The organism is Nitrospinaceae bacterium (assembly GCA_018669005.1).
GTDB lineage: Bacteria > UBA8248 > UBA8248 > UBA8248 > UBA8248 > UBA8248.
The window spans coordinates 1-11,503 of sequence record JABJAL010000093.1 but is presented as its reverse complement, the minus strand read 5'-3'; the positions used below and the strand labels follow the sequence as shown (position 1 = coordinate 11,503).

Genomic DNA, 11,503 nt, shown 5'->3' with positions numbered 1-11,503 from the left:
AGAAGCTGGGCTACACGAATTTCCTCCTAAGAGCCGTAGATGGCACTTTTGGGTGGGAGGATGAGGCGCCCTACGATGCCATTGTCTCGGCAGCCTCGGCGCTTGAGCCGCCCTCTCCATGGCTGGATCAACTCAAGCCGGGCGGGCGCCTGGTAATGCCCCTGGGCGGCGAGAAGAGCCAAACACTTGTCCGGTACGTAAAAGGGCAGGACGGGAAATTTAGAGAGCCCGAGGAAATTGTGAAATGTGTGTTCGTTAAGCTCATCGGCCGCCATGGCTGGAGTGAGAACGCCTGAAAATTTAATCGGGGCGTAGCGCAGCTTGGTAGCGCGCCTGCTTCGGGAGCAGGAGGCCGGAGGTTCAAATCCTCTCGCCCCGACCAATTATCTAAAAAGGCTGGCTTCGGCCAGCTTTTTTCTTGACGCTGGCGAGCCGGCGCGTTCTTTTCCATATGGGGAGATTATTCATCAAATGAGAAAACAACCTTCAAGAGCGCATCAAAACTGGATTTTCGATAACTTTCTTAAACTCTCAGACAATGAGGATGTATTGCATCCGGGCATTATGGGGACCCGCTACGAGCGGGGTTTCCGCCACATGGATCTCCAGGCGGTCTATAGCCGAGTGACGGGCCGACGCTCGTTCCCGAAGGCATGGGCGCGGCAGGCCGGCGTGCAGGAAAAAAAGGCGACAGAAGCCCTAGCCAAAGGGCGCAAGGTTACCGCTGTCCAGCATTTTCAGCGCGCGGCCCTGTGCTATGGCCGCGCGCAGCATCTTATCCCCGTGGTCGGGCACCCGAAAAAAGAAGAATATTACGCAGGTCTTAGCCGCTGCTATGGCAAAATGTGTGAGCTTCACGGCGGCGGGATCGAAAAGCATGAAGTTGAGTTCGATCCCGGCAAGAAAACCTATTTCCTCTACTATCCGGCGCCAGGCGAGGGCCCCAAACCAACTGTCTTGATTATCCCCGGCATGGACATGGTCAAGGAGGATGGCCTCAACCCCTGGAACAATGTGTTTCATGCTCGCGGGATGAACGTCTGCGTCATGGACGGGCCCGGGCAGGGCGAGTGCAACATTAATGAAGTCTGGGTTGATCAGGACAACTATGCACGAGCTGCCAGCCGAGTCATCGATTTTCTATGTGAAAGAGGCGAGGTGGACAGCTCGAAAATTGGCCTATTTGGTATGAGTATGGGCAGCCGCTGGGGAGTCGAGATCGGGGCGCATGATGACCGGGTGAATACCGTCATCGGCCAGATGGCGAACGTTGGGCCCTCGGACATTATCTTCAATCAGGCCCAGCCCAACTTCCGGCGTATCTATATGTACATGTCCAACATTTACGACGAGGCGGAATTCGATGAATTTATCGAGGTGCGCGACGGCGGCTGGCTCGACACGGCAAAAAAACTCAAAGCCAATTATCTGCTTGTCGCGGGCGACATGGACGAGCTTTGTGCGCCCGATGATATTGATATTTTCATGAATACCCTCACATGTCCCAAGGAGCTATGGCTCTACGAGGGGGTTTTTCACCCCATGGGCGAGGTGGCGGCCGACATGTACCCGGCCATCGCCGACTGGATGCTCGACTCGCTCAATAACGGGTTGCCCACCGGACACGATAAGCGCACGAGTGTGGAAGACCCCTTTTAGGTTGCTGGTGGAGCGTCCTTGACCTGAAGGGTTGTGTCCGTAAAATACTGTTTGCTAAGCAGGGCTCCCGCAAAGCCCTGATTCGGCCTTTCTCCGCCCGGGGAAAGCTGAAAGTGAAGACTTGGATTGCCGCCATCGGGGCCCCTGATCCCTGCAAGGAAAATAAGCGCCCTGCCGCAGAGGTGTATTGCGCCATAGCCAAGAGCGGTGCGAGGGATTTGCAGGGTTTCTCTCCTCTGAGAATTGTGTCGTGGGTGTTGCTGCTTGTGCTGCTGGGTGGATGTGGGTTTTATCGCTCCTCCGAGGATTCGAGCCCAAGGCGGAGAGGGGTTTATCACACGGTTCGGCGCGGCGAGACCCTATGGCGCATTTCCAGGGACTACAGGATGGATATTGAGCAAATTGCCGTCCTGAATGGTATCTCCAACCCAGATCGACTCATCGCGGGCGTCCGGATTTTCATTCCGGGTGCTTGGAAGACAGTCCACGCAAAAAAGCGGAGGCGAGTGGCTCCTCCCCGAAGCAGGCCTCCTCGGATTAGACCTCGCTGGGCAGCCCCTAAAAATAGCGATAAAGGCCGGAGTCTTGTTCGGGGGCCCGGCAGAAAAGGGGCCGTCAAATTCAAATGGCCGCTCAAGGGGAAGGTGCTCAGGCGCTTTGGCACGCGGCGCGGGGTGAAATCCGACGGCATTGATATCGGGGCCCCCAGATTAACGACCATTCGAGCGGCGGCGGGGGGGCGTGTTATTTTCAGCAACTGGGGCCCCGGCGGAACCGGAAGAACAGTTATCATTCGCCACAAGGGCGGGGCGTATCATTCGGTTTATTCTCACAACGAGGTGAATTTGGTGAAGCCAGGCGAGCAGGTGGTTCGTGGTGCGCCCATCGCCCGCCTTGGCAGCACGGGCGCTGTCCAGAGCGCTCGCCTTCATTTCGAGATTCGCTATCGCACGAAACCGCGCAATCCGTTAAGTTACCTCCCGTAAAATTGCCGGACAATATTTCAGAAGTAGGAGAAACCATGAGCGAGGCAGACGATCTGATTCGTCATATTCGGGACGTGCCAAACTTTCCGAAAGAAGGAATTATTTTTAAAGACATCACCCCCATGCTCAAGGATCCTAAGGCATTTCAAAAATCAGTTGATTTGCTGGCCGATAAGTACATGAGCGAGGGCGTGGATATCGTTGTGGGCGCCGAGGCGAGAGGATTTATTATTGCTGCGCCGCTGGCCTACAAACTGGGCGCCGGGTTCGTTCTCATCCGAAAGCCGGGCAAGCTTCCCTGGCAGACCGAGGCCGAGACATATGAACTCGAATATGGGGAAGATTCGCTCGAAATTCATAAAGACGCCATCGAGCCTGGTATGAGAGTCCTCATTGCCGACGATATCTTGGCAACAGGCGGGACTGCTCAGGCCTGCGCGAGTCTCATCGAGCGGCTCGGCGGCAAAATTATAGGGATGTGCTTCTATATCGAGCTTTCATTTCTCAATGGCCGCGAAAAGATACCGAATTACCCGCTACACTCCCTGATTCAGTATTAATTCTGAAGCAGGATAGAATGGAGTGCATAGACGATTGCCCGCTGCTTCGAAATAATAATCATTCCCTAATGCCCCTTTAGCTCAGTTGGATAGAGCATCGGATTCCTAATCCGGAGGCCGGGTGTTCGAGTCACCCAGGGGGCACCATTTATTCAATTAGGTCAGTCAGCTACCTATGCTAGGGCTCCCAGGGCTTCTAGCTTCTAAGTTGTCTTGTTTTATCAAATTTATCCCCGAAGATTGAATAGAAATTAAACCTTAACTAATTAGATTTATCCGATTGTATTATTTATCTTTATCGGTTATTTTTAAATCCAGCCATTGTATTGAGAATCGACAAGGCAAATGTTTCTAGGCACTTATGCGATTTTCTTTAAAGTGTTTATGTCTTAATCCGTTAAGAATATTAAATATAGTGAGTTATGTCAGATCGCTGGAGTTGATCATGAGAGATCGAAGGGGAAATCGCCGAGGCTAATTTTCTAGGAGGCTGTCTCGTGCTTATTGGAAAAATTGCTGACAATACATTGATTGTATGCAGGTAAGCATTTGTAAATAAATTAAATAAACGTTTTGTGTTTATGTTTCTTTGTTGTGGTTGGAGGGAGCTACAATGGAGCGTGTGGAAAATTTCTATGAGCGTGCTCTGGATGAAATCGAGGCGATTCCGGCAATATCCAGTGTGGTTTTCAAGATTTTGCAGATTACGGCGAGTGAATTTTCGAGTCGCGGAGATCTTCTACGCTGTCTGTCCTCGGACCAGACAATAGCGGCAAGGGTGCTTCAGACAATTAATTCGGCCTATTACGGCATGAGCAAGCCCATTTCTAATTTAAACGTTGCCGTAGGGCTTTTGGGGGATAAGAGGATTAGAGAAATCGCTCTTTTATGCTCCTCGTCTGGAACTATTCGCCAAAGTTATCCCGGCTACGGCATCTCAGCCGATAACGCCTGGCTTCACTCCGTTACTACAGCGTTTGCAGCAGGATTTATTGCTGAGAAGAGATATCCCGAAAAGAGTGTATCGGCATTTGCAGCGGGATTGATGCACGATATCGGAAAACTAGTGATGGACAACCTCGTCAGGCGTTTTCCTGGCGAGATGGAGGCAGGCGAAATGGCGAGCGAGCACGCGTGGGACGTGCTCCCAGGCCACCATGAGATGGAAAACGAGGCATTCGGTTTCGATCATAGTCAAATTGGCCGCACGCTGGCCCTGAAGTGGAATTTTCCCGAAGAGTTGGCCGACGCGATAGGGTTCCATCACAACCCCGATGCTGCGCCCTCCGGAGGCGATCTGGCCCACATCGCAAGTTTGGCGGATGTAATTGCTCACATACACGAGATGGGGATATTCGATTCGAATTTCCTTGAATTGCTCGGGGAGGAGGGCAGGATACCTTTTGAACTCTCTCATGAGGAAATAGAGGACATCTTTCCCAAACTCGGAGCCGAAATACGAGACCTAAAAACTTTTCTGAGCCATTAACTGAAAACTCCTCCGCACTTAGTCCAGCCAAGATTATCCACAATGTAGGATATTGTATTTCGATATTTTTTTCGTGAAATTTTCGTAAATCTATCGAAATTCATAAAGTTAATATGCCCGAATGAGTAGCATTTCTTTTATCGATTTGGTTTAATGTGGTCGACATTCGTGGCCCTTCAATCAATCTTCCGGATTAATTATACATAGTCATTGTATTAACCCTCCGGAAATTTCAGGATGCAAAACGCTAGATGGATAGAAAAAAAAGAATACTTATCGTTGACGACGATGAGCATATCCGCAAATTACTCGAAACGCTTCTAAAGTCCATTGGACATCTGGTAGAAGTCGCATCGGACGGCATAGAGGCGATTGCCCTTATGAATCTCGATATCGACCTGGTGTTGCTCGATATTTATATGGAAGGTATGGACGGCTTCGACGTCGCCCGAAAAATACGCCAAAACGAGACGATCAATAACGATATTCCCATAATTATGATGACGGCCTCGGGCAATCATGAGGATCGGATTCGGGCTGTCCAGGCGGGTGCGGACGATTTTATTTCAAAACCACTGGATCTGACCGAGATTCAGGTTCGCCTGGAGGCGCATTTATTAAAAAAATATGCGCTCGATGCCCTGAAGGAGCACCAAAACCATCTTGAGGAAGAGGTGGAGCATAAAACCGAGGCACTTCGGGCATCGGTGAAAGAGCTTGCTAATGCCCATCGAGGCACCCAGCAAGCCTATATCGAAACGATTTCCCATCTTGCGGTTGTGGCGGAATTCAAGGACGTGGACACGGCGTCCCATATTGGCAGGGTAAGCGCCTATTGCAGCTTATTGGCTGACGGACTCAAGTTGACTCCGCGCGAAAAAGAAATTTTTGTAACGGTGAGCCCGATGCATGACGTGGGAAAAATTGGAATACCCGAGCACATCCTACTCAAACCAGGAAAGCTCGATGATAAAGAAATGGAAATCATGAAAGAGCACGTCAACATCGGTGGCCGAATACTCAATGGGTCCTCCTCCTCTCTGATTCAGGGGGGGGAGATCGTTGCACTCACCCATCATGAAAAATGGGATGGTAGCGGGTACCCCAAAGGTCTCAAGGGCAATGAAATTCATCAATGGGGCAGAATTTGCGCTGTTGCCGATGTTTTTGATGCGCTGACCAGTGTGCGGCCCTATAAAATTGCGTTCAGCAGCGAAAAGGCGTTCGAAATTATCGGGGAAAATATGGGATCTCACTTCGACCCGGAAATTGCAGAAGTGTTTTTGAACAACAAAGAAAATGTCTTGAAGATTCAAAAAAAATTCGAGGGTATGTAGTTTCGGTTTTGTAATAACTCCTCTTCCCGTGATTTCCCCGCATTCATGATTTTCCTTTGAGAGAATTTTACCCCTGGCGTGGTATCTTGCCGGGGTTTTTATTATGGTTGTTCATCCTAATATCTCATTAGAGTTAAGCGAGGAGTGAAAATGCCACCGAAAAAGAAAATAAAGATTCCGCCCCGAGCGCTCAAGCGTGGTGGGATGCTCTGGAGCAAGGAGTTCACCGAGGGGATTGCTGAGGATATGGCTGGGTGGGCGGATCCGGAATTCATGGAATTGTTCATGGAATTTTGCTATGGCGGGCTCTACGACCGAAAGGTGTTGCCCCAGAAAACGCGTGAACTCTGTGCTGTTGCGGCTTGTGTCATGGCGAATGCCCATCCGCAGCTTCGCACCCATGTGCAGGCGGCCTGGAATTGCGGCGCAACCAAGCGCGAGATAATGGAGGTCATCATCCAGATGTCCACCTACTGCGGGATGCCCTATATGCTTCAGTGTGCCCGGGTGGCCAACGATATTTACCCCACGCTCAAGCGCGGCCAAAAAGCCGGCGCCCTGCCGCCAGGCCTGAAGAAAAAGACCGCCGCCAAGTCAAAGACTGCTAGCGGTAAAAAGAAGAAATAGACTTGAAAAGCAAAGCGTGAGGTCTGACACGTTCAACTAAAAGGAGATCAGCATGAAGCGCACGACGTACCAGCCGCCGGAGGTTTTTGTGCCAGTGGGCAAAACTTATTCGCACGGCGTTATTGTCGAGGCGGGTCGCACTCTCTTCGTTGCCGGGCAGACGCCTCGGGCGCAAGACGGGACTATTGTTTGCAAAGGAGATGCGGCGGGTCAGACCAGGCAGGTCCTTGAGAACATGAAAAATGTTATAGAGGGCGCTGGGGGCCGGATGGCGGATGTAGCGAAAACCACCGTCTATATCACTAATCCGGCCGACCGCGTGGCGGTGGGGGGTGTCAGAAAAGAGTTCTTCAAGGGCGAGCCTCCCGCAAATACGCTTCTGGTCATCTCCCAGCTAGCCGATCCAGATTTTTTGGTGGAGATTGAGGCCATAGTGCCTCTTCCGTAATGGGATATATAAACGATGTGCATGCACAAGATTCGCCACAAGCCCTACGACGATGGCATCTTATGCATCATGATTACACCATAGCGAGGAGACGAAAATGACAACGGAGATTAGAGACGAGCGCTTCCACGAGGCGGTCGGCAAGCAAGTCAAAGTGGAGCGGTTGGCCACCGATTTTGTATTTACCGAGGGGACCATCTGGCATCCATACGAAAATCATCTCACATTCTCGGACGTCCTTGGCAACCGCATGTATCGCTGGACACCCAACGAGAGCGGGGGCGGCGAGGTTTCTGTGTTCCGGGAGCCATCGAACATGGGTAACGGCAGCGCCTATGACCGTCAGGGCCGCATCGTGACCTGTGAGCATGCGACGAGCCGGGTGGTTCGTGCCGAGGGTGGGGGAGAGCCCGAGGTTCTCGCCACCCACTGGAAGGACAAAGAGCTCAACAGCCCGAACGACATCGTGGTGAAAAGCGATGGCGCAATTTATTTTACAGATCCGCCCTCGGGCCGTTCGGCTGAATACGGTGTGCTTCGCGATCCTGAACTCGATTTTCAGGGTGTTTTCAGGATCGATCCTGCGTCCGGGGAATTGAGCCTTCTCGCGGATGATTTTAAACGGCCCAACGGTCTTTGCTTCTCGGTCGATGAAAAACGCCTATTCGTCAATGACACAATGCAGCGCCATATCCGCGTTTTTGACGTGAACGACGACGGAAGTGTGTCGGGCGGCGATGTTTGGGCAGAAGTCACCGGCGAGCTCCCCGGTGTTGCCGATGGAATGAAGGTAGATAGCGCGGGTACCCTGTTCAGCACCGGGCCGGGGGGGATTCACGTCTTCGCGCAGGACGCCACCTGTCTTGGCGTGATTTTGGTTCCCGAACCGCCCGCTAACTTCACCTGGGGCGGCGAGGACATGCGGAGCCTGTTCGTTAACGCGCGCACCTCGCTCTACCATGTGCGGGTGGATGTGCCAGGGATGAAAATGTTTTAGAAGGAATCTGCGGCGAAACTTAAAACGCCATGTCGCGGCCGCCGGCGATCTGTAGATCGATCCCGGTGATGTAGCGTGCCTCATCCGAGCAAAGGTAAATCACCCCGTCGGCGATTTCATCGCTGGTGGCGATTCGCCCGAGGGGGGTCTGGGCCAGCATGCGCTCTTGCGCCGCCTCGTCTTGCCTTTCCGGGTCGGTGGTGGCGGGCGAGGCCGAGTTGACGCGGATGCCCTCGCCGCCAAGCTCGGCCGCAAGGCTCATCGTGAAGCTTCTGAGGGCCGCCTTGGCCGGACCGTAGGCGTAGGAGCGGTAGTTTCCCCGCCGGAACGAAATGCTGAGCATATTGACGATGGCGCCGCCGCCCCGTTTTTTCATGTGGGGAATTGATTCCTGGCAGCAATGAAACGCCCCGCCGAGATGAATCTGCATCTGAGAGAGCATGTCTCCTTCCCAGTCCAGTTCCAAGATCGGCTTCACGGGGTGGGGGGTGCGAGCGTTGTTGATGAGAACATCTACGCCTCCGAACTCAGAGACGGTTTTTTCCACCATTTGAGCCACAGCTGCCCGATCGCGCACATCGGCGGCGATAGGCAACGCACGGCCTCCGGCGGCCTCGATGCGGGCGGCAACTTCCTCGGCCCGCTCTTTATTGTTCAGATAGTTAATGGCGACGGATGCACCACGGCTTCCCAAACCCTCGGCAAGGGCGGCGCCAATGCGGCGGCTCGCGCCCGTGACAATGGCGACTTTTCCCTCAAAATCCTTCGGTTGCCTTTCCGCCATCAACCCGTGAACTCAAGGATGTCGTTTCGGGCACCGCAGCCGCTGGCGTTGGTGTTGACCCCCAGGCAGAGATTATTGAGCGCCAGGGCAAGGTTCGCACCTTGGAGAATTTCTGCAAATACGACACGGTTAGCGCGATGGTGGTCAGTAATCCTCGCACCTTGAAAAAGAGCCCCGGCCTTTATGTGAAATATTTCAAGGGCTGGCTCAAGGCGCACGAACTCAGGAAGAGCGACCCCAAGAAATTCGCCAAAGTTTATACGGCGGGCCTTCAGGAGATTGGCTGGAAGGCCAAATACCCGGTAATTCTTGCCGTTATCCAACGAATGAGGGTGAACCCCTTCCTCACGAAGGATGTTCGGGTCTATCTCAACGATATGGCCGACAAGCAGGTGAAGATCGGATGGATCAAAAAGCATCCTGACTTCACGACCACGGCTAAAATCAACGACTCGACCCTGCGCAAAGCGGCGGCAGAGCTTGGCTTAAAGTAAGCAGTAACGCAAAAAAGCCGGGGGCCTTTGGGTCCCCGGCTTTTTTTATGCTCTAACATTCAAGTTTTGGTTATTTGCTACTTGCACGCTTCCTTGATTTCGTTCAGTCGCGCCGTCGGATACGCCATCAAGCTATGGCTGTCCGATAGGCAATACATGAAGGTCATGCCCTCATTCACCCAATGGGCCATCAGTTCGGTGTCGAACATGCCGCCGATGCCTGATGCTACGCCCGCTTTTTTGCAAGCGGCGACGACAGCATCAACCGCCTCGGTGAATTTCGGGTTCTCCCACTGGGCCGGAATTCCCAGAGTAGTAGAAAGGTCGTTTGCCCCGACCATCACGGCTCCCAAAATGCCCGGTGCGAGTAATTCATCGAGTTTTTCTATGGCCTCAGGCAACTCAATCATCGCGGCCGCTAGCGTCGTTTTGTTTCCCTCCTCGATAAGTCCTTCGTGCGAGATGGGCTTGTAGTCGTTGATTGCGAGCGGGCCTGGCATGCTCCGATCTCCTCGGGGGGGGAAGTAGAGCTCGTTGCCAATCTGCTCGACCTGCTCAACGGATTCGAGGTGCGGAAAAATAATACCCTGCGCGCCGTTGTCGAGGTGGGTCGTGCAAAGGTGATGGTCGAATCCGCACACCCTGACAATGGGAGTTACGCCGGCCGAAAGGGCCGCGCGGCATAGCGCCGTGCTGGTCTCGGTGCTGAAGGCAGAGTGCTCGGTATCGATGAACAGGTAGTCGAAGCCGGCGTTGGCGGCGAAACGCGCCTGCTCGGCGCCGCCGAACCAACGGATGCCGTAGCCCCAGGCGCATTCTCCGCGTTCCATCTTTTCTTTAGCGATGTTCGGGTACATGGTGTCTCCATAAAAGAGAAATTTACTTCGTTTGACGAACTACTGAGATGTCTTTTTCGCTCAATTTAATGCACGACCCCTCGCCCTGGTTGCAATAGGCGGTTTCACCGCTTCGGGTGTTTACGCGCCATATGACGTTCCAGGTGGGTGTGGAAATGATCTCATAACGAGGCGAGGAAAGAAAAATAGCGCCGGCGATTATGACGGCGGCGATGACGATAGCATGCTGGTAGGTCACAATTAATATCCTCCAAAGCGAGACCTTTTGAGTAATAATTTGTAGTAATAATCATACTGATTCGACATAAGAGGGTGAATCTAACAGAAATATTACAGAAAAAAAAAGCTATCGGCCCTATATCGATGTTTAGGAAGTATTTGAGGAAGTAGGAGAAACAGGAGTTATCTAAATCACATATGTCCTTTCGCGATAATAGCAAACCCGTTGTGATGCGGCACACCCAAGGGCTAGAGAAGTTTGCTCGAAGTCCATCCCGCGCAGGTGAGCAACGGCAGCGGCAGCCCCCATGGTTCCCAGAACACATGTAGGGTGCCAGCCATTGTCGTAGATGGCGGGATGCATTCCGGCCCCCTAATTTAGAGGCGACCTCGAAGCCGATGATGTAGGCCTCAAGGATATCCCGGCCCGAGGTGCCTTGTGCCTCGTCCTGCGCAAGGGCGGCGGGGAGAGCAGCCGCGCTGGTGTGTCCAAGCATCGACCAGTTTGTATCGTCGAAGTCCAGTGCGTGGCCGATAGTTCCATTCGCGAGCGCTGCCCATGGAGGAGAGGTTTTGAGTCCTTTTCCGATGACGGTGGCGGGACCTGACTCCGACATGCCTCTTATGTAGGCAGAAATGTAATCCGCCACGGGCTCTGGCGAGGCGGCGAGGGAGACGCAAATGGTGTCCTTGATCGATGTTTTCGCCGCACTTACAACGTGGTCCGGAATATTCTCTAGACGGGTTTCCACAATAAATTTCGCCACACGCTCGGTTGCACTCATGCCTGGGTCTCCTGCTTCATAGTTGCAATTATGAGAACACGGATGTGTTGATTCTTTTGCAATTTTCCCTGTTGAACGAATAGCACAAGCCGAGTCGGCAAAGCTTTTTCTCTTCTCCGAAGTTGACGCCGGGTTTCCCGTCACTCTAAAGTGAGTCTTACGCATTCATATTGTCATCGAAGGAGAGAAAATGGATTTCAGTCTGACCGATGAGCAACGCGCCATCCGGGACATGGCTCGAACTTTTGCCCAGGAAGAATT

General features: G+C 52.8%; 13 protein-coding genes and 2 tRNA genes. 12 read left to right on the top strand and 3 right to left on the bottom strand.

Going from position 1 to position 11,503, the window contains the following annotated elements:
- From HOJ95_14835 to HOJ95_14785, 11 genes are all read left to right on the top strand, one after another.
- Positions 1 to 296 (top strand): protein-L-isoaspartate O-methyltransferase (locus HOJ95_14835; GenBank protein ID MBT6395972.1); only part of this gene is annotated, 296 nt, incomplete at its 5' end.
- Between the two features lie 9 nt (positions 297 to 305).
- Positions 306 to 382, top strand: a tRNA-Pro gene (locus tag HOJ95_14830).
- Between the two features lie 89 nt (positions 383 to 471).
- Positions 472 to 1,659 (top strand): alpha/beta hydrolase, encoded by a 1,188-nt coding sequence (locus tag HOJ95_14825; protein ID MBT6395971.1) that lies wholly within the window; start codon positions 472 to 474, stop codon positions 1,657 to 1,659.
- 113 nt (positions 1,660 to 1,772) lie between these two features.
- The gene (locus HOJ95_14820; protein MBT6395970.1) at positions 1,773 to 2,645 is read left to right on the top strand and encodes a peptidoglycan DD-metalloendopeptidase family protein; all 873 of its coding nucleotides are present in this window, start codon (positions 1,773 to 1,775) and stop codon (positions 2,643 to 2,645) included.
- A 35-nt stretch (positions 2,646 to 2,680) separates the two neighbouring features.
- Positions 2,681 to 3,205: an adenine phosphoribosyltransferase gene (locus HOJ95_14815; GenBank protein MBT6395969.1), complete on the top strand. Its 525-nt coding sequence runs from the start codon at positions 2,681 to 2,683 to the stop codon at positions 3,203 to 3,205.
- A 70-nt stretch (positions 3,206 to 3,275) separates the two neighbouring features.
- A tRNA-Arg gene (locus HOJ95_14810) sits at positions 3,276 to 3,352 on the top strand.
- Between the two features lie 466 nt (positions 3,353 to 3,818).
- On the top strand, positions 3,819 to 4,694 hold the full coding sequence (locus tag HOJ95_14805; GenBank protein ID MBT6395968.1) for an HDOD domain-containing protein: 876 nt from the start codon (positions 3,819 to 3,821) through the stop codon (positions 4,692 to 4,694).
- 251 nt (positions 4,695 to 4,945) lie between these two features.
- On the top strand, positions 4,946 to 6,031 hold the full coding sequence (locus HOJ95_14800) for a response regulator (GenBank protein ID MBT6395967.1): 1,086 nt from the start codon (positions 4,946 to 4,948) through the stop codon (positions 6,029 to 6,031).
- Between the two features lie 150 nt (positions 6,032 to 6,181).
- The gene (locus HOJ95_14795) at positions 6,182 to 6,658 is read left to right on the top strand and encodes a carboxymuconolactone decarboxylase family protein (protein MBT6395966.1); all 477 of its coding nucleotides are present in this window, start codon (positions 6,182 to 6,184) and stop codon (positions 6,656 to 6,658) included.
- A 52-nt stretch (positions 6,659 to 6,710) separates the two neighbouring features.
- Positions 6,711 to 7,106: a RidA family protein gene (locus HOJ95_14790; GenBank protein ID MBT6395965.1), complete on the top strand. Its 396-nt coding sequence runs from the start codon at positions 6,711 to 6,713 to the stop codon at positions 7,104 to 7,106.
- 97 nt (positions 7,107 to 7,203) lie between these two features.
- Positions 7,204 to 8,103, top strand: a complete 900-nt coding sequence (locus HOJ95_14785) for an SMP-30/gluconolactonase/LRE family protein (GenBank protein MBT6395964.1) — start codon at positions 7,204 to 7,206, stop codon at positions 8,101 to 8,103.
- Positions 8,104 to 8,122: 19 nt separating this feature from the next.
- On the opposite strand, the gene HOJ95_14780 is transcribed toward HOJ95_14785, so the two are convergent.
- Complete coding sequence (locus HOJ95_14780; GenBank protein MBT6395963.1) at positions 8,123 to 8,887, bottom strand: SDR family oxidoreductase; 765 nt, start codon at positions 8,885 to 8,887, stop codon at positions 8,123 to 8,125.
- A 101-nt stretch (positions 8,888 to 8,988) separates the two neighbouring features.
- Here HOJ95_14780 and HOJ95_14775 point away from each other — a divergent pair, with 101 nt between their 5' ends.
- Positions 8,989 to 9,381: a hypothetical protein gene (locus HOJ95_14775; GenBank protein MBT6395962.1), complete on the top strand. Its 393-nt coding sequence runs from the start codon at positions 8,989 to 8,991 to the stop codon at positions 9,379 to 9,381.
- A gap of 77 nt (positions 9,382 to 9,458) precedes the next feature.
- Here HOJ95_14775 and HOJ95_14770 read toward each other — a convergent pair whose 3' ends face one another.
- A complete protein-coding gene (locus HOJ95_14770; protein ID MBT6395961.1) occupies positions 9,459 to 10,238 on the bottom strand; it encodes an aldolase in 780 nt (259 codons plus the stop codon).
- Between the two features lie 161 nt (positions 10,239 to 10,399).
- Positions 10,400 to 11,242, bottom strand: coding sequence for a hypothetical protein (locus HOJ95_14765; protein MBT6395960.1), 843 nt, complete (start codon positions 11,240 to 11,242; stop codon positions 10,400 to 10,402).
- Positions 11,243 to 11,503 lie beyond the last annotated feature (261 nt).